Origin of the sequence: Yersinia sp. J1, assembly GCF_050586585.1 — a bacterium.
GTDB classification, from domain to species: domain Bacteria; phylum Pseudomonadota; class Gammaproteobacteria; order Enterobacterales; family Enterobacteriaceae; genus Yersinia; species Yersinia entomophaga.
Genome location: NZ_JBOBDP010000015.1, coordinates 26,157 through 43,536, shown reverse-complemented (window position 1 = coordinate 43,536; position 17,380 = coordinate 26,157). Strand labels below are relative to the sequence as shown.

Sequence of the window (17,380 nt, the reverse complement as noted above, 5' to 3'; positions counted from 1 at the left end):
GGTCTGCCCTTATTGTTTCCCCTCCATATCTATTCTCTGCTGCGAACAACCATTTTCCTCCGTTATGCGCAAAATCGACCACACTAAGATCGATAGGCCGAACAGTACCCCTTGAAATAAATGGGCTTCCTGAGAATAAATGGAGCGATAACATGAGCTGGCTGAATGTGTGCAAAGTGTCTTACGTCAAACCAGATTCGCCGTTCTCCGCCAGCGTGGGGGATAAACGAATTGGGATTTATATTATTGATGGCGAATATTTTGCGATGGATGATATTTGCCCTCACGCAAATGCGTTACTCAGTCCGGGATTTTTTGATGAGGGCACTATTGAGTGCCTGTTACACGGGGCGGTGTTTGACGTGAGAAGCGGGAAATGTCTACGTGAGCCGGGAGATCGCGATCTACAAACTTATCCGGTGCGGATTGACGGTGGGCAGATTCAGGTGGAAATCGATGAAAATTAATCGATAAAAGTTAGTTGATATAAACCAGTCGATGAAAATTGAAAGAAGAAAAAACGCCCGCGATTTACGGGCGTAGTAGAAATGATTGATACCAATTAGCTTACTGGCCGCTGGTAATACGCTCACGAATATGATCGGCGCGTGCCTGAGAAGCCGGGTGATCGTCAAACAGGCTGCTGCCTCGCCCACCTTCCATTTTTGCCAGTTTTTCGAAACTGGTGACCAAACCGTTCGGATCGATACCGCGTTTTTTCAGCAGTTCAAAGGAATAATCATCGGCTTCACTTTCTTGTTTCTGCGAGAACTGGGCGTTCACCAGTTTTTCTCCAATATCCGCAAGTTGGGACTGAGACAGGGAAGTGGCAATACCGCCAGCGGAAGACGCTGCGGTACGCAGGGCGGTGGTGCCATAAGCAACCTGCATGGCTTTACGGGTATGCCCTAAAGCGACGTGGCCCATTTCGTGGCCCAAAACCCCTTCCACTTCGTTGTCAGTCATCATATCCATCAGGCCGCTGTATACGCGAATACAACCGTTCGCCATCGCCCAGGCATTGACGTCTTTGGTCACATAAACCTTATAGTTGGCTGGTGTTCCATTGATATTGTCGCCGAGGGCTGCGGAAATTTTTGCCAGACGCTTGCTGTATTCGCTGTCAGCTGGCGCGATTTGCGCCTTTTGATCCATTTCTGCACAGGATTTATCGCTGAGCGTTCTGACATCGGTATCACTTAGCGTTGCAGCCTGAAACGCCTGTGCGCCAGATTGCATCAGGCCTTCGGTGTTCATATTCTGACACCCACTTAGCAGCGCGGTGATACTCAAAGCCATCAACGAAGTACGAATGTTCATAACGCCTTATTTCCTGTAGTTATGCATTATTATGCTGTTCAGCATGGTTTTGCCGTTCAATAATTTTTAAGGTTTAATCCGTTCTAATCAATTCAGTTTCAATCAATATAGTTTTACGTTTCAATCAATATAGTTCGACAGTTCAATTAATCTGGGTTCATTGCTACATTACAGCAATTGCATTAATAGCTGTTGCATCAGTGCGGCTTCCACTACCCTAGCTCGCAATACTGACGCTTGATATAGCTACCTGAAGGTAGCGAAGGTAACGTGCAATCAGCGATAGAGCTATAGCTTTATTCTGAAAATCCAGCAAATTCGGCTGTGCCGTCATGGAAGTTGCCTTCATTTGTTTTTAGTGATTGCCGTTTCAATGTCTAGTCTGAGAAAATGATAGACTTGAACGCTTTTTAAATCCGACCTGGAGTAAAACATGACCTCTCGTAAAGAGCTTGCCAACGCGATCCGCGCCCTTAGCATGGACGCCGTGCAGAAAGCGAATTCCGGCCACCCCGGAGCCCCTATGGGTATGGCAGATATTGCCGAAGTCCTGTGGCGTGATTACCTGAACCATAATCCAACTAACCCACACTGGGCTGACCGCGACCGCTTTGTGCTGTCTAACGGCCACGGCTCCATGTTGATCTACAGCTTGTTGCACCTCACCGGTTACGACTTGCCGATGGAAGAGCTGAAAAACTTCCGTCAGTTACATTCTAAAACTCCGGGCCACCCGGAATATGGCTACACCGAAGGTGTAGAAACCACGACCGGCCCTCTGGGTCAGGGTATTGCTAACGCCGTTGGTTTTGCCATTGCCGAACGTACTCTAGGCGCGCAGTTCAACCGCCCAGGTCACGATATTGTTGACCACCACACCTACGCCTTTATGGGTGACGGCTGCATGATGGAAGGCATTTCTCACGAAGTGTGCTCTCTGGCCGGCACCATGAAATTGGGCAAACTGACTGCATTCTACGATGACAACGGCATCTCCATTGATGGTCATGTTGAAGGCTGGTTCACCGATGATACCGCAGCGCGTTTCGAAGCTTACGGCTGGCATGTGGTTCGTCATGTAGACGGTCATAACCCTGACTCCATCAAAGCGGCAATCGAAGAAGCACGTAAAGTTACCGATAAGCCTTCATTGTTGATGTGCAAAACCGTTATCGGTTTCGGTTCACCAAACAAAGCGGGCACCCATGATTCCCACGGCGCGCCTTTGGGCGCTGCGGAAGTGGCTGCAACTCGTGACGCGCTGGGCTGGAAATACCCTGCCTTTGAAATTCCACAAGATATCTACGCGGCCTGGGATGCTAAAGAGGCGGGCAAAGCGAAAGAGGCTGCCTGGAACGAGAAGTTTGCGGCCTATGAGAAAGCCTACCCAGAACTGGCTGCCGAGTTCAAACGTCGCGTAAGCGGTGAGCTGCCAGCTAACTGGGAAACTGAATCCAAGAAATTCATCGAGCAATTGCAGGCAAACCCAGCCAATATCGCTAGCCGTAAAGCATCACAAAATGCGCTTGAAGCTTTCGGTAAAGTGTTACCTGAGTTCCTGGGCGGCTCTGCTGACCTGGCACCAAGTAACTTGACCATGTGGTCTGGCTCTAAGGCTCTGAACGATGATATCGCCGGTAACTACATCCATTACGGTGTGCGCGAATTCGGTATGTCCGCCATCATGAACGGTATTGCTCTGCACGGCGGCTTTATCCCTTACGGCGCAACTTTCCTGATGTTCGTGGAATACGCACGTAACGCAGTGCGCATGGCTGCTCTGATGAAAATCCGCAGCATCTTCGTTTATACCCATGACTCTATCGGTCTGGGTGAAGACGGCCCGACCCATCAGCCGGTTGAGCAAATGGCAAGCCTGCGCGTAACGCCAAACATGAGCACATGGCGTCCATGCGATCAGGTCGAGTCAGCGGTAGCCTGGCAGTACGCTCTGGAGCGTAAAGACGGCCCAAGCGCACTGATCTTCTCCCGTCAAAACCTGGCTCAGCAGCCGCGTGATGCAGCACAGTTGGCTAACATCGCCAAAGGTGGTTATATCCTGAAAGACTGCGCTGGTCAGCCTGAACTTATCTTCATCGCGACCGGTTCTGAAGTTGAACTGGCGGTTGCCGCAGCGGATCAACTGACTGCCGCAGGCCGTAAAGTTCGCGTTGTTTCTATGCCATCTACCGATGCGTTTGATAAGCAAGACGCGGCTTACCGTGAATCTGTCCTGCCAGCGGCGGTTAGCGCTCGCGTTGCGGTAGAAGCCGGTATTGCGGATTACTGGTACAAATACGTCGGCCTGAACGGCGCTGTCGTTGGTATGACCAGCTTCGGGGAATCTGCTCCAGCAGATCTGCTGTTTAAAGAGTTCGGCTTCACCGTTGAGAACGTAGTAGCGAAAGCTCAGGCGCTGTTGAAATAACAGACGCTGTTCTCAAGGTGTAAAAGGGAAGGTATCCCTCGGTAATATCGATGTTAAAAGGTCGCTTCTGCGGCCTTTTTTTTGCCTGTTTTTCGCCAGAAAAGGGGGGATATGTGCCCTTTATCAGCAAGATATTCCCTTTGTACCTCGTTTGGTTTATTCTGGCTGAAGCGTTTCAGTTGTGATTCATTATCAAGGCCTGTCGGGAATAATTTGCATAATGCCGACAGCATGATTATCTGAAATGTGATAAAACGATGAATATCAGGCCACGTGCTACAGTACTCTATGGGGTTGCATGAAGATAACCATAAAACAGGGAGTAACATGACAATCCGCATAGCGATAAATGGCTTTGGGCGTATTGGTCGTAGTGTATTGCGTGCGCTGTATGAGTCGGGCCGTCGGGCAGAAATTTCAGTGGTTGCCATTAATGAACTGGCAAACGCGGAAGGCATGGCTCATCTGCTTAAATATGATTCCAGCCATGGCCGTTTCGCTTGGGATGTTCGTCAGGAATGTGACAAGCTCTACGTTGGGGACGATGTTATCCGGCTGGTACATCAGCCAGAAATAGCGCAGTTACCTTGGCATGAGCTGGGAGTCGATGTAGTTTTGGATTGCAGCGGCGTGTACGGTTCCCGAGAAGATGGCGAGGCGCATTTGGCCTCTGGTGCCAAAAAGGTACTGTTTGCTCATCCGGGTAGCCATGATTTGGATGCCACCGTGGTCTATGGTGTAAACCATCAGGATCTGCGCGCAGAGCATCGGATTGTTTCCAACGCGTCTTGCACTACCAACTGTATCATTCCCGTTATTAAACTGTTGGACGAGGCTTACGGCATCGAATCCGGCACTGTCACTACCATCCATTCTTCGATGAACGATCAGCCGGTTATTGATGCCTATCATCAGGATTTACGGCGCACCCGAGCCGCCAGTCAATCGATTATTCCGGTTGATACCAAGCTGGCTGCGGGCATTACCCGTATTTTTCCGAAGTTCTGCGACAGGTTTGAAGCGATATCGGTGCGAGTGCCGACGATCAACGTAACGGCGATCGATCTGAGCGTCAGTGTGAGCAGTTCGGTGAAGGTGACTGAGGTCAACCAGCTTTTGCAAAAGGCGGCAATGGGTTCATTTCGTGGTATAGTTGACTATACGGAATTACCATTGGTGTCGACCGATTTTAACCACGATCCGCACAGTGCTATCGTTGATGGCACCCAAACACGGGTCAGTGGGCAGCACCTGATTAAGACTCTGGTGTGGTGCGATAACGAATGGGGCTTTGCCAATAGAATGTTGGATACGACATTGGCAATGGCCGACAGCGGTTTCTAATACGGCGGGTTAATTCAAGGGATTACCCTGAGTTGACCTACTGATAAGCAACTTTAAAGAGAATCAACGAGAGGATTCACCATGTCTGTAATTAAGATGACCGATCTGGATCTAGCTGGCAAACGCGTGCTGATCCGTGCGGATCTCAATGTTCCGGTAAAAGATGGCAAAGTGACTTCCGATGCGCGTATCCGTGCATCCCTGCCGACTATCGAAGCGGCGCTGAAGCAAGGCGCTAAAGTAATGGTTACCTCTCACCTGGGTCGTCCGACCGAAGGCGAGTACAACGAAGAGTTCTCTCTGTTGCCGGTAGTTAACTACCTGAAAGACAAATTGTCTTCTCCGGTACGTTTGGCTAAAGATTACCTGGATGGCGTTGAAGTGGCTGCCGGTGAGCTGGTGGTTCTGGAAAACGTTCGCTTTAACAAAGGCGAGAAGAAAGACGACGAAACCCTGTCTAAAAAATACGCCGCCCTGTGTGACGTTTACGTGATGGATGCCTTCGGCACCGCTCACCGTGCACAGGCTTCTACTCACGGCGTTGGTAAATTTGCGCCTATCGCCTGTGCCGGTCCGCTGCTGTCAGCTGAACTGGAAGCACTGGGTAAAGCGCTGGGTAACCCAGCTCGTCCGATGGTGGCTATCGTTGGCGGTTCTAAAGTTTCTACCAAACTGACTGTATTGGGCGCGCTGTCTAAAATTGCTGACCAGCTGATTGTGGGTGGCGGTATCGCGAACACCTTCGTGGCTGCTCAAGGCAACAACGTAGGTAAATCCCTGTACGAAGCTGATTTGATCCCAGAAGCCAAACGTCTGTTGGAAACCTGCAATATCCCGGTTCCTACCGATGTACGCGTAGCGACCGAGTTCTCTGAAACTGCGACCGCGACGCTGAAACCAGCAACTGAAATCAAAGACGATGAACAAATCCTGGATCTGGGCGACGTGTCCGCTGAACGTCTGGCCGAGATTCTGAAAAACGCCAAAACCATTCTGTGGAATGGTCCGGTTGGCGTGTTCGAGTTCCCTAACTTCCGTAAAGGAACCGAGATCGTGGCTCGCGCCATCGCTGAGAGCGAAGCATTCTCTATCGCTGGCGGTGGCGACACTCTGGCAGCAATCGATCTGTTCGGTATTGCTGACCAAATCTCTTACATCTCTACCGGCGGTGGTGCATTCCTCGAATTCGTGGAGGGCAAAAAACTGCCAGCAGTAGTGATGCTGGAAGAGCGCGCTAAGCAGTAATTTAGATGACGGGGGGCGAAAGCCGCCCGTTTCGCTATTTCGCTGCTGTCGGTAGCCGCCGACAGGTTAATCAGCGAAACCGATTCCATTTATCTTCGGCCGACGAAACAGGACAACGTAACATGTCTAAAATTTTTGATTTCGTAAAACCAGGTGTCATCACAGGTGATGACGTGCAGAAAGTGTTCGCAGTAGCTAAAGAAAACAACTTTGCTCTGCCAGCAGTAAACTGCGTGGGTACTGACTCCATTAACGCCGTGCTGGAAACAGCGGCGAAAGTGCGTGCACCAGTTATCGTTCAGTTCTCTAACGGCGGCGCTGCGTTCATCGCGGGTAAAGGCGTGAAAACTGATGTTCCACAAGGTGCTGCAATTCTGGGCGCAATCTCTGGTGCACACCATGTACATCAGATGGCTGAGCATTACGGCGTTCCTGTGATTCTGCATACCGACCACTGTGCCAAGAAATTGCTGCCATGGTTAGACGGCCTATTGGACGCGGGTGAGAAACACTTCGCGGCTACCGGCAAACCACTGTTCTCTTCTCATATGATCGACCTGTCTGAAGAGTCTCTGGAAGAAAACATCGAAATCTGTAGCAAATACCTGACTCGCATGGCGAAAATCGGTATGACTCTGGAAATCGAACTGGGTTGTACCGGCGGTGAAGAAGACGGTGTGGACAACAGTCACATGGATGCTTCTGCTCTGTACACTCAGCCAGAAGACGTTGATTACGCTTACGAAAAACTGAACGCAATCAGCCCACGCTTCACCATCGCTGCCTCTTTCGGCAACGTTCACGGTGTTTACAAGCCAGGCAACGTTAAACTGACCCCAACTATTCTGCGTGATTCTCAGGATTATGTTTCTAAAAAACATGGCCTGCCACACAACAGCCTGGACTTCGTATTCCACGGCGGTTCAGGTTCTACTGCAGAAGAAATCAAAGAAGCGGTCAGCTACGGCGTAGTGAAAATGAACATCGATACCGATACCCAGTGGGCAACATGGGACGGTATCCTGCAGTATTACAAAAAGAACGAAGGCTATCTGCAAGCTCAGCTGGGTAACCCAGAAGGCGCAGACAAACCTAACAAGAAATACTACGATCCACGCGTATGGCTCCGTGCTGCCCAGACTTCAATGATTACTCGTCTGGAACTGGCATTCAAAGAACTGAACGCGGTCGACGTACTGTAATAGCGTTCCGTTTGTATTTGCTTAAAGGCTCCTGTAGGAGCCTTTTTCTTTTCTAGCGTATCCAACGGAGAAATACCGTAATCATGGCGGTTTATCCGGTGAGTTTTAGGTAATAAGTCTGATTCTGTTGGTGTTGTTTTTCTGTCAAAGTTGGCAACCGCGCCCATAGTTCGTTACCCTCAACGGGTTAAATGCGATGCCGGTCGATGGCTGGCGGAAGTTTTTGTGCAATTTTCTCTAGGTTGGGAGAACTTCGTAGGATGATAAAAATGGAAGAGTTAAACGTCGTTGACGGCATTAATAATGCAAGCACCTGGTTGACGAACAATCAAGATTTGCTGATTCAATATGCGGTAAACCTGATTGCGGCATTATTGATTTTGATCGTTGGTTCGGTCATCGCCAAAGTGGTTTCCGGCGCGGTAAACCGGGTAATGCGTCTGCGTGGTATTGATATTACCGTCGCTGACTTTTTAGCGGCGATGGTGCGTTACAGTATTCTGGCCTTCACTATCGTTGCCGTGTTGGGACGTCTGGGCGTTCAAACCGCTTCAGTGATTGCCGTTATCGGTGCCGCCGGTTTAGCCGTAGGTTTGGCGCTGCAAGGCTCGCTGTCCAACTTTGCGGCCGGGGTGCTGCTGGTTGCCTTCCGTCCGTTCCGCGCTGGCGAATACGTTGATTTAGGCGGCGTCGCCGGTACGGTGGTGCAGGTTCAGATTTTTTCTACCACGCTGCGTACCGTAGATGACAAAATCATCGTAGTACCGAATGGTAAAATTATTGCCAACAACATCATTAATACCAGCCGAGAACCTAATCGCCGCACCGATATTACCGTTGGCGTGGCTTATGACGCTGATATCGACGTAGTTAAAAAAGTGCTGGGCGATATTATCGCTGCGGATAAGCGTATCCTGCATGATAAAGGCGTGATCGTTCGTTTAAACGAAATGGCCGCTTCTTCCCTGAATTTCACCGTTCGCGTTTGGACCACCAATGGCGATGCATTGGAGGTTTATTGGGATCTGCTGGAGAACTTCAAACGCGCTTTGGATGCCCATAATATCGGTATTCCTTTCCCGCAAATGGATGTGCATCTGCATCAGGTAGAGAAAAAAGCGGCGGAGTAATTGTGCGGTTTCTGGCAATAAATGCTTCTCAGCGGGCCGAATGGCCCGTTTTTTATTGGGCGGCTTATTCTTAACTTCTTAATTTCTTAATTTCTTAACTTCTTAACTTCTTAACGTCAATTATCTTATTTATTTCCGCGTTGATTATTAGTACGCCTTATCATGGATAAGAAATATCCATTTCCTCTGATGACTATCTCGCCGTAATATGCTCGCAATCGGTTCGCACATTAGCGGATATTATCTAAAGGGAACAACATGTTAGCCATTTTTCTTCAGGGTTTTGCTTTAAGCGCCGCGATGATTTTACCGCTGGGGCCGCAAAATGCTTTTGTGATGAATCAGGGAATTAAGCGCCAGCACCACATTATGAGCGCTGCGCTCTGCGCGCTGAGCGATATCATCCTGATTTGTGGTGGTATTTTCGGTGGTAGTGCCTTACTCAACCAATCGCCGCTGCTTTTGGCACTGGTAACTTGGGGCGGCGTGGCTTTCCTGTTGTGGTATGGCTGGGGAGCGCTGTGCGCTGCATGGCGTGGAGATATTCAGGATACGATTGAAGGCAGCAGTGTGAAAAATCGCTGGAAAATCATCGTTACTCTGCTGGCCGTAACCTGGCTCAATCCGCATGTTTATCTGGATACCTTTGTGGTGCTGGGCAGTCTGGGCGGTCAGTTATTGCCAGATGTCAGACCATGGTTCGCTTTAGGAGCGGTCAGTGCCTCTATCAGTTGGTTTTTTGCCTTGGCGTTGCTGGCCGCGTGGCTGGCTCCCTGGCTCAATCGCCCAGCGGCGCAAAGAGGGATCAATTTGTTAGTCGGCGGTGTGATGTGGTTTATTGCCTTTCAGTTGGCTAAACAAGGCCTGAGTTTTTGATTTTTTATCACTATTCTGAATTCTTCATGGCAAAAGATGTGCTAGCTTTGTTAGGTTACTGAATTAACTAAGCGACAAAATAATTGTGCATGATTCCGGTCGTCAGTAAGAGTAATTAACTGCAAAGAAGCTTGCTCTTAGGTGTAATTGACTGATAAACCGTTCTTCGCAGCGATTTTTCGTATCGGCATATTTTTAGGAGGCACCGTGAAGTTAAAGACCTTGGCTTTGGCCGCAATGATGGGATTAGGAACGTTACCTTTGGCTTCGCAGGCCGCTGAGCTGCCGGAAGGGCCGCACGTTGTGACTTCAGGAACCGCCAGCGTTGACGCTACGCCGGATATTGCCAATTTGGCGATTGAAGTTAGCGTAACCGCCAAAGACGCCGCAGAAGCGAAGAAACAGGTTGATACTCGTGTGGCTCAATATTTTGATTTTCTGAAGAAAAATGGTATTGAGAAGAAAGATATCAATGCGGCAAATTTGCGTACTCAGCCGGAATACGACTACAAGAAAACCGGCGAAGCAGTACTGAAAGGTTACCGGGCGGTGCGCCAGGTTCAGGTTACTCTACGTCAGTTGGATAAACTGAACGAGTTGCTGGACGGCGCGCTCAAATCGGGTTTGAATGAAATTCGCGCCGTTGAATTAGGGGTAGCGAATCCAGAGACTTACCGTGAGCAGGCGCGTAAGAAAGCCATCGATAACGCGATTTCTCAGGCCGGTTCTCTAGCTCAGGGCTTTAAAGCTACTCTGGGGCCGGTGTACAGTATTCGTTATCGCGTGGCCAACTACCAGCCCATGCCGGTAGCGCGCATGTATAAAAGTCCGGAAGCGGGCATGGCAAGCGATGCTGCCCAAACTTATGAGCAGCAGACCATTCACTTTGACGATCAGGTCGACGTGGTATTCCAACTGAATCCGGCGAAATAAAACCGCGAAACTAATCCTGCCGTAATACCTGACGCCCATGTGATAACAGGGCGTCAGTCACTTTTCGCATTGTCCGGCTTTCTGGCGCAAAGCGATGCCAGTACAGCATCCGGCGCTGTAATAATCCCGGCGTCAGATCGATAAGCTCTCCCGACTCCAGCTCTTTCTCAATCTGCAAGTGCGGAATCATACAACAGGTGGTGCCTTGGCGCGCCAGTTGTACAAAGGCTTCCGAAGAATTAACGATGTGGCAAGGGACGCTACCCGGCGATAAATCAAAATTCTGCTGTAAAAATGCCTGATGCATATCGTCCAGATGGTCAAAGGCGACCGCTGGTGCTTTGAGTAACGCCGGACGAGTCACGCCGTTGGGGAAGTAACGCTCGGCAAAGCTTTTTGAGGCAACGAACAGGTAATCCAGCGCACCCAATTGATCCACCAGACAGCTTGGTAAAGGCTGCGGTTGGATACTCACAGCGCCAACGACTTCGCCGCGACGCAGACGTTCCTGCGTTCGGGTTTCATCTTCTACCTGTAAATTCAATCGAATAGGCGAATCCGCCAGTACCGGTTTTAGCGCAGGAAGCAACCAGGTTGCCAAGCTGTCGGCGTTAACCGCCAGAGACAGTAGCAGCGGCGTATCCACGGTGTTGTCGTTACCCAGCCATTCTTCTTCCAGCAATTCAACCTGATGCAAGAGCGCCAGCAGACGCTGCCCCTGCTCCGTTGGGCGTGGAGGCACGGTACGTACTAATAATGGCTGACCGAACAGGTTTTCCAACTGTTTAATACGTTGAGATACCGCCGATTGGGTGATGCAAAGTTTTTGTGCCGCGCGCTCAAAGCCGCGTTCACGGATCACCGCGTCCAGCGCTTGCAGCGTTCGGTAGTCTGGGCGTTTCATCGGAGTAATCTCTCCAAAATAAGTTTAATAAGGCACTATGCCACAGTTTATCTATTTTGCTGCGGCAAAAATCAACGGAAATTCAGCGGTTGTGCGGGAACATATCTGTGATCCAGAGTGGATTAATACCATCTGAGTCAGGCTTAATTGGCGAGATTTCCCTCCCGCATGTTCTATAATAGCGACAGGTTTTCATATTATTAATAGGCAGTGAAATGACCATGACTCAGGACGAACTTAAAAAAGCAGTGGGTTGGGCAGCATTGGATTATGTCAAACCAGACACCATCGTTGGCGTCGGCACCGGCTCAACTGCGGCACATTTTATCGATGCCTTAGGCTCGATTAAACATCAGATTAAAGGTGCAGTTTCCAGTTCTGACGCTTCAACGGCAAAACTGAAAAGTCTGGGCATCCACGTTTTTGATAGTAATGAAGTTGACGACCTGGACATCTACGTTGACGGTGCGGATGAAATCAACGGCCATATGCAGATGATTAAAGGCGGTGGCGCGGCGCTGACCCGCGAAAAAATCATTGCAGCTATTGCGCGTAAATTTATCTGTATCGTAGATGCGTCTAAACAGGTTGATGTGTTGGGGAAATTCCCCTTACCGGTTGAAGTGATTCCAATGGCTCGTTCTTACGTGGCGCGCGAGTTGGTCAAACTGGGCGGCTTGCCGGAATATCGCCAGAATGTTGTGACGGATAATGGCAACGTAATCTTGGACGTACATAATCTGGATATTCTGGATGCCATTGCGTTAGAAAATAAAATCAACGGTATTGCTGGCGTGGTCACCGTGGGTCTGTTTGCTAACCGTGGTGCAGACGTGGCTTTGGTCGGTACCGCAGATGGCGTGAAAACAATCACTGCTCAATAAGCCTTACTGGTTAAAATAGGTCATCGGGATGACGTTTTCGCGTTATCCCGAGTATTTTTTGCGATTAATCATCTTTTCTTTAAAAGGTTAAATTTAGTGACATATGTCACATTGATGTTCTCTATTCCATTAACCTGCCGTTAACTTGCTGTTACACAGTGTTTTCTTCCGCAAAACTCCTGCCTGAGTGAAATTTGTGTTGAACCCCAGGCAATCGTTTGTATTGATGCCGCCGTAATATTTGTTATGTTGACTGGGTGCTAGCCAGATTCATAGACAAAGGCAGCCGCATCTGAAGTCTGAAAATAGGGTTGGGGAAATGGCAAAAGTATCACTGGAAAAAGACAGAATTAAGTTTCTGTTAGTAGAAGGGGTTCACCAAAGCACGGTTGATAATCTTCGTGCGGCCGGATATAGCAATATCGAATACCATAAAGGTGCCTTAGACACAGAATCATTGAAAGAATCGATTCGTGATGCTCACTTTATCGGTTTAAGATCGCGTACTCATCTGACGGAAGAAGTTTTTGCTGCGGCAGAGAAATTGGTCGCGGTTGGCTGTTTCTGTATCGGCACTAATCAGGTTGATTTAAACGCGGCGACCAAACGCGGCATTCCGGTATTCAATGCGCCGTTCTCCAACACCCGCTCCGTCGCTGAAATGGTGTTAGGCGAGCTGTTGCTCATGTTCCGTGGCATTCCTGCGGCTAACGCCAAAGCCCACCGCGGCGAATGGCACAAACTGGCCGCTGGCTCCTATGAAGCGCGTGGCAAAAAACTGGGTATCATTGGTTACGGTCATATCGGTACCCAGCTTGGTATTCTGGCCGAAAGCCTGGGTATGAAAGTCTTTTTCTATGATATCGAAAACAAGCTGCCGCTGGGCAATGCTCAACAGGTTCGCCATCTTTCTGATTTGCTGAACATGAGCGATGTGGTCAGCCTGCACGTGCCGGAAACTCGCTCGACCCGCAATATGATGGGCGCAGAGCAATTAGCGCTAATGAAGCCCGGCGCGCTGCTGATCAACGCTTCTCGCGGCACCGTGGTCGATATTCCAGCGCTGTGTGATGCCTTGGCTAGCAATCATATTGCCGGTGCGGCAATAGATGTATTCCCGACCGAACCTGCAACCAACAGCGATCCGTTTAATTCACCGCTGTGTGAATTTGATAACGTGCTGCTGACTCCGCATATCGGCGGCTCAACGCAAGAAGCGCAAGAGAATATCGGCGATGAAGTGGCGGGGAAACTGGCTAAGTATTCCGATAACGGCTCCACGCTTTCGGCGGTTAATTTCCCAGAGGTTTCCCTGCCTGCTCACGGTGACAATGCCAGCCGTTTGCTACATATTCATGAAAACCGTCCGGGTATTCTGACCAGCATTAACCAGATTTTTGCCGAGCAGGGAATCAACATTGCAGCGCAGTACCTGCAAACCAGCTCGGAAATTGGTTATGTGGTGATCGATGTGGAAACTCAGGGCACCGATAGGGCTGAAACGGCTCTGCAATTAATGAAGGCGATTCCGGGGACTATTCGCGCCCGTTTGCTCTACTAACCATCGATACCCTTCATCTTTTGCGTCGTAGAGGCGAAGTCTATTGGATGAAATGGCGGTTTATTCAATTTATCGGTATCAGCAGATGCCGATAAATTTTAAATAATTCAGTCACTACCAGCGCCATACCTGAGATGGCGTAATAATTTCCGGCAGCGGAATATCCCAGTGTTCCACGGGTAAATCGTCCACTAACTGGCAGTCATGAGCTAGCCCGATAGGGTAGGGGCCATTGTGTTGCCAGTATTGTAAAGTTCTATCGTAAAATCCGCCGCCCATTCCTAAACGTTGTCCGTGACGATCAAACGCCACCAGTGGCGTAATGATGATATCCAACTCAGAAAGTGGCAAAACCTCTCTAACATCCAACTGTGGCTCACGAATTTTTAGCCGATTCAGTACTAACGGCGTTTCCGGCGCGTAGCGTAAAAACAATAAATTGCCGCGGCTGAACGGGTGTAAAACCGGAAGATACACCTGTTTTTTCTGCTGCCAGAGCAACTGAATAATAGGTTGGGTGTTGAGTTCACCGTCGAAAGAGAGAAATAGCGCAATGCTGCGAGCTTGCTGAATTCGGGGATGACGCTGGATTTGTTGGCTGGCGAGCCGGGCAGAATTGTATTGTTGTTCCGGAGTTAACAAGCGTCGCCGTTGGCGGATGTCGTTTCTGATTTGTTGCCGTAAAGGACCGTGCTGGGGATCGAAAGGCATAGGCTGCCTGTATTGAATCGAACTTATCGAATAACCATGATCTCACAACATCATGATTGATAAAGGGATCTCCGAGATGCCGCCGCAGGCTGTAACCCTTGAACCCTTGGTTCAAGGTGAACGCAGTGTCGCTACCTTAAGGCTTCTCGGCGGACCGAGCATGCTCACCGGTTACGGATCACAACATTCTGTTGGTATTAAATATCGGCTCAGGGGACTGGCCCGCTGGCGAACACCTCAGAGAAATTCTTTACTCACTGTCGAATCTATCATTCAACAACGATTTATTCAAATTGTGCATCCTGACGTTCAGAGATGCGACCCTGTTCAAGCAACGCTTGTTCAATGGTCTGTTGTAACATCCTAATACGTTGCTCCATATTGGATGCATAGTCACGCGTTTTCAATCTTTCCTGAGCCAGTTCGTGACATACGTTCAATGCCGCGATAAAAACTAACTGCTCAGTATTGGTGACTCTAGTGCGAACTTTAAGATCTTGCAACCGTTGGTTAAGATCTTCTGCCGCCATGTTCAACGCATCTTGTTGTTCTGGCGGACAATTAACTCTTAACGAGCGACCAAAAATTTGAATATCTACCGGTTGTGCAGACATGCCACCTTCCTGACTAATTTCCGCGCTAGCCCTGTAACACCATAAGCAAATTGCCCTTAGTGGTCAAAGCGGGCGCCACTATATATACCTCGATACCAAGATACAACCCCTTTATAGCGTTGCGTTTTCTGGTATAGCGACTGATCTTGGTGGTAGCATAACACGAACTTATCCTGCCAACGATGATGAATACGCATGTCCATACAGAATACATTACCAACTTACCAATCTCTTGCTCAGGCGCTGAACCAGCAGGCCATCGCCCTTACTCCTGCCGAAATGCATGGCCTGATCAGCGGGATGCTGTGTGGCGGCAGTCAAGATAATGGCTGGCAAGCGCTAGTTCATGAGCTGACCAACGAAGGCGTGGCTTTCCCGCAGGCGCTAAGTCTGCCACTGCAACAATTGCATGAATCTACGCAAGAAGCGCTTGAAAACGAAGGCTTTATGTTCCAGTTGATGCTGCCGGAAGGCGATGAAATCAGCGTATTCGATCGCGCCGATGCGTTATCTGGTTGGGTTAATCACTTCTTGCTGGGATTGGGTATGCTTCAGCCTAAACTGGCTCAGGTGAAAGACGAAGTGGGCGAAGCCATTGACGACCTGCGTAATATCGCCCAGCTTGGCTACGACGAAGATGAAGATCAGGAAGAACTGGCTCAGTCTTTAGAAGAAGTCGCTGAATATGTTCGAGTTGCGGCATTGCTGTGCCATATAGAATTCACTCAGCAGAAGCCGACGGCGGTCGAGTTGCCGAAACCGACTCTGCACTAACAGCGGATTTGCGGCGCGTGGCACAGTCCATTCGCCCTGCGGGCTGCCTGGCGTGTGTTATTGCGACAGGCTGAGAGGTTTTCCCAGATTAATTGATCGTTTCTCAAACTCGATACAATAGATTTCAGGAGAAGGTAATGACTCAGCAAGAATATCAAAATCGCCGCCAGGCATTGTTGGCGAAGATGGCGCCAGCCAGTGCAGCAATTATTTTCTCCGCGCCGGAGGCCACCCGCAGCGCAGACTCCGAATATCCTTATCGTCAGAATAGCGATTTCAGCTACCTAACCGGTTTTAACGAACCTGAAGCGGTGCTGATTTTGGTGAAAAGCGATGAAACCCACAATCACAGCGTGTTGTTTAATCGGGTGCGGGATTTAACGGCGGAAATCTGGTTTGGTCGTCGCTTGGGGCAGGATGCTGCACTGGCAAAACTCGGCGTCGATCGCGCCTTGCCATTTGATGAAATTGATGAGCAACTGCACCTATTATTCAATGGGTTGGATGTGATTTATCACGCTCAGGGCGAATACGCCTATGCGGACAAAATCGTCTTTGCCGCATTGGAACAGTTGCGTAATGGTTTCCGTAAAAATCTGCGCGCTCCGGCAACGCTGACCGATTGGCGCCCGTGGCTACATGAAATGCGTTTGTTCAAATCGCCGGAAGAAATTCAAGTGATGCGACGCGCCGGCGAAATCAGCGCCTTGGCACATACTCGTGCGATGCAAAAATGCCGCCCGGGAATATTTGAATACCAGTTGGAAGGGGAAATTCTGCATGAGTTCACCCGCCACGGCGCGCGTTTCCCTGCCTATAACACCATTGTTGGCGGCGGCGAGAATGCCTGCATTCTCCACTACACCGAAAATGAATGTGAGCTGCGGGACGGGGATTTAGTACTGATTGATGCAGGCTGTGAATATCAGGGCTATGCCGGTGATATTACTCGCACTTTCCCGGTCAACGGCAAGTTCTCTCCGCCACAGCGCGCGATATATGACATAGTACTAGAGTCTATTGAAACCGCGCTGGAACTGTTCAAACCGGGCATCAGCATCCGCGAAGTGAACGATAGCGTGGTGCGAATCATGATCAGCGGACTGGTTGATTTGGGTATTCTAAAAGGCGATGTAGAGCAGCTGTTTGCCGAGCAGGCTCATCGTCCGTTCTTTATGCATGGTCTCAGTCATTGGCTGGGGATGGATGTGCATGATGTGGGCGATTATGAAACCAGCGACCGCGGACGTATTCTAAAGCCGGGAATGGTATTAACCATCGAGCCGGGTCTGTATATCGCGCCAGATGCCGATGTGCCTGTGAAATACCGAGGGATCGGCGTGCGTATCGAAGACGATATTGTAATTACCGAAACCGGCAATGAAAACCTGACGGCAAGCGTAGTGAAACGAGCAGAAGATATTGAAGCTTTAATGGCGGCGGCAAAGTAAGCG

16 protein-coding genes and 1 other RNA gene are annotated in these 17,380 nt (G+C 49.6%); 12 read left to right on the top strand and 5 right to left on the bottom strand.

From position 1 onward, the window contains the following. The first annotated feature begins 152 nt into the window (after positions 1-152). Positions 153-467, top strand: a complete 315-nt coding sequence (locus ACQ4OC_RS16480; RefSeq protein ID WP_064515007.1) for a non-heme iron oxygenase ferredoxin subunit — start codon at positions 153-155, stop codon at positions 465-467. A 100-nt stretch (positions 468-567) separates the two neighbouring features. Here ACQ4OC_RS16480 and ACQ4OC_RS16475 read toward each other — a convergent pair whose 3' ends face one another. Next, on the bottom strand, positions 568-1,320 hold the full coding sequence (locus ACQ4OC_RS16475; RefSeq protein WP_120806592.1) for a M48 family metallopeptidase: 753 nt from the start codon (positions 1,318-1,320) through the stop codon (positions 568-570). A gap of 433 nt (positions 1,321-1,753) precedes the next feature. Here ACQ4OC_RS16475 and tkt point away from each other — a divergent pair, with 433 nt between their 5' ends. From tkt to ACQ4OC_RS16440, 7 genes are all read left to right on the top strand, one after another. Beyond that, positions 1,754-3,748 (top strand): transketolase, encoded by a 1,995-nt coding sequence (gene tkt, locus ACQ4OC_RS16470; protein WP_064515003.1) that lies wholly within the window; start codon positions 1,754-1,756, stop codon positions 3,746-3,748. Positions 3,749-4,075: 327 nt separating this feature from the next. Then, a complete protein-coding gene (gene epd / locus ACQ4OC_RS16465; protein WP_064514999.1) occupies positions 4,076-5,092 on the top strand; it encodes an erythrose-4-phosphate dehydrogenase in 1,017 nt (338 codons plus the stop codon). Positions 5,093-5,173: 81 nt separating this feature from the next. Further along, the gene (gene pgk, locus ACQ4OC_RS16460) at positions 5,174-6,337 is read left to right on the top strand and encodes a phosphoglycerate kinase (RefSeq protein ID WP_049599683.1); all 1,164 of its coding nucleotides are present in this window, start codon (positions 5,174-5,176) and stop codon (positions 6,335-6,337) included. A gap of 122 nt (positions 6,338-6,459) precedes the next feature. Beyond that, positions 6,460-7,539, top strand: coding sequence for a class II fructose-bisphosphate aldolase (gene fbaA / locus ACQ4OC_RS16455; RefSeq protein WP_064518361.1), 1,080 nt, complete (start codon positions 6,460-6,462; stop codon positions 7,537-7,539). A 269-nt stretch (positions 7,540-7,808) separates the two neighbouring features. Continuing rightward, complete coding sequence (gene mscS, locus ACQ4OC_RS16450; protein WP_120806593.1) at positions 7,809-8,669, top strand: small-conductance mechanosensitive channel MscS; 861 nt, start codon at positions 7,809-7,811, stop codon at positions 8,667-8,669. Positions 8,670-8,927: 258 nt separating this feature from the next. Continuing rightward, entirely contained in the window at positions 8,928-9,545 is a 618-nt protein-coding gene (gene argO, locus ACQ4OC_RS16445) for an arginine exporter ArgO (protein ID WP_064514931.1), read from the top strand. A 207-nt stretch (positions 9,546-9,752) separates the two neighbouring features. Then, the gene (locus ACQ4OC_RS16440) at positions 9,753-10,478 is read left to right on the top strand and encodes an oxidative stress defense protein (RefSeq protein ID WP_120806594.1); all 726 of its coding nucleotides are present in this window, start codon (positions 9,753-9,755) and stop codon (positions 10,476-10,478) included. A gap of 10 nt (positions 10,479-10,488) precedes the next feature. On the opposite strand, the gene ACQ4OC_RS16435 is transcribed toward ACQ4OC_RS16440, so the two are convergent. Continuing rightward, positions 10,489-11,382: a LysR family transcriptional regulator ArgP gene (locus ACQ4OC_RS16435; RefSeq protein WP_064514929.1), complete on the bottom strand. Its 894-nt coding sequence runs from the start codon at positions 11,380-11,382 to the stop codon at positions 10,489-10,491. Positions 11,383-11,603: 221 nt separating this feature from the next. Between ACQ4OC_RS16435 and rpiA the strand changes: the two genes are divergently transcribed. Together rpiA and serA are read left to right on the top strand one after the other, a co-directional pair. Beyond that, on the top strand, positions 11,604-12,266 hold the full coding sequence (rpiA, locus tag ACQ4OC_RS16430) for a ribose-5-phosphate isomerase RpiA (protein WP_064518351.1): 663 nt from the start codon (positions 11,604-11,606) through the stop codon (positions 12,264-12,266). Between the two features lie 319 nt (positions 12,267-12,585). After that, positions 12,586-13,827 (top strand): phosphoglycerate dehydrogenase, encoded by a 1,242-nt coding sequence (serA, locus tag ACQ4OC_RS16425; RefSeq protein ID WP_064514927.1) that lies wholly within the window; start codon positions 12,586-12,588, stop codon positions 13,825-13,827. Positions 13,828-13,941: 114 nt separating this feature from the next. On the opposite strand, the gene ACQ4OC_RS16420 is transcribed toward serA, so the two are convergent. From ACQ4OC_RS16420 to zapA, 3 genes are all read right to left on the bottom strand, one after another. Then, entirely contained in the window at positions 13,942-14,538 is a 597-nt protein-coding gene (locus tag ACQ4OC_RS16420) for a 5-formyltetrahydrofolate cyclo-ligase (RefSeq protein WP_120806595.1), read from the bottom strand. A gap of 64 nt (positions 14,539-14,602) precedes the next feature. Beyond that, a non-coding RNA gene (gene ssrS, locus ACQ4OC_RS16415) (6S RNA) lies at positions 14,603-14,785 on the bottom strand. Between the two features lie 37 nt (positions 14,786-14,822). After that, a complete protein-coding gene (gene zapA / locus ACQ4OC_RS16410; RefSeq protein WP_004706812.1) occupies positions 14,823-15,152 on the bottom strand; it encodes a cell division protein ZapA in 330 nt (109 codons plus the stop codon). A gap of 195 nt (positions 15,153-15,347) precedes the next feature. Here zapA and ACQ4OC_RS16405 point away from each other — a divergent pair, with 195 nt between their 5' ends. Both ACQ4OC_RS16405 and pepP read left to right on the top strand, forming a co-directional pair. Continuing rightward, the gene (locus tag ACQ4OC_RS16405; protein ID WP_064514923.1) at positions 15,348-15,926 is read left to right on the top strand and encodes a YecA family protein; all 579 of its coding nucleotides are present in this window, start codon (positions 15,348-15,350) and stop codon (positions 15,924-15,926) included. A gap of 137 nt (positions 15,927-16,063) precedes the next feature. Continuing rightward, positions 16,064-17,377 (top strand): Xaa-Pro aminopeptidase, encoded by a 1,314-nt coding sequence (gene pepP, locus ACQ4OC_RS16400; protein ID WP_064514921.1) that lies wholly within the window; start codon positions 16,064-16,066, stop codon positions 17,375-17,377. Positions 17,378-17,380: the final 3 nt, after the last annotated feature.

What these genes read in the sequence shown, in the direction of transcription:
- tkt (WP_064515003.1), top strand. Translation starts at nt 1,754, where the DNA reads ATGACCTCTCGTAAAGAGCTTGCCAACGCGATCCGCGCCCTTAGCATG.
- mscS (WP_120806593.1), top strand. Translation starts at nt 7,809, where the DNA reads ATGGAAGAGTTAAACGTCGTTGACGGCATTAATAATGCAAGCACCTGG.
- pgk (WP_049599683.1), top strand. Translation starts at nt 5,174, where the DNA reads ATGTCTGTAATTAAGATGACCGATCTGGATCTAGCTGGCAAACGCGTG.
- ACQ4OC_RS16480 (WP_064515007.1), top strand. Translation starts at nt 153, where the DNA reads ATGAGCTGGCTGAATGTGTGCAAAGTGTCTTACGTCAAACCAGATTCG.
- fbaA (WP_064518361.1), top strand. Translation starts at nt 6,460, where the DNA reads ATGTCTAAAATTTTTGATTTCGTAAAACCAGGTGTCATCACAGGTGAT.
- argO (WP_064514931.1), top strand. Translation starts at nt 8,928, where the DNA reads ATGTTAGCCATTTTTCTTCAGGGTTTTGCTTTAAGCGCCGCGATGATT.
- ACQ4OC_RS16475 (WP_120806592.1), bottom strand. Translation starts at nt 1,320, where the DNA reads ATGAACATTCGTACTTCGTTGATGGCTTTGAGTATCACCGCGCTGCTA.
- serA (WP_064514927.1), top strand. Translation starts at nt 12,586, where the DNA reads ATGGCAAAAGTATCACTGGAAAAAGACAGAATTAAGTTTCTGTTAGTA.
- pepP (WP_064514921.1), top strand. Translation starts at nt 16,064, where the DNA reads ATGACTCAGCAAGAATATCAAAATCGCCGCCAGGCATTGTTGGCGAAG.
- epd (WP_064514999.1), top strand. Translation starts at nt 4,076, where the DNA reads ATGACAATCCGCATAGCGATAAATGGCTTTGGGCGTATTGGTCGTAGT.
- ACQ4OC_RS16435 (WP_064514929.1), bottom strand. Translation starts at nt 11,382, where the DNA reads ATGAAACGCCCAGACTACCGAACGCTGCAAGCGCTGGACGCGGTGATC.
- zapA (WP_004706812.1), bottom strand. Translation starts at nt 15,152, where the DNA reads ATGTCTGCACAACCGGTAGATATTCAAATTTTTGGTCGCTCGTTAAGA.
- ACQ4OC_RS16420 (WP_120806595.1), bottom strand. Translation starts at nt 14,538, where the DNA reads ATGCCTTTCGATCCCCAGCACGGTCCTTTACGGCAACAAATCAGAAAC.
- rpiA (WP_064518351.1), top strand. Translation starts at nt 11,604, where the DNA reads ATGACTCAGGACGAACTTAAAAAAGCAGTGGGTTGGGCAGCATTGGAT.
- ACQ4OC_RS16405 (WP_064514923.1), top strand. Translation starts at nt 15,348, where the DNA reads ATGTCCATACAGAATACATTACCAACTTACCAATCTCTTGCTCAGGCG.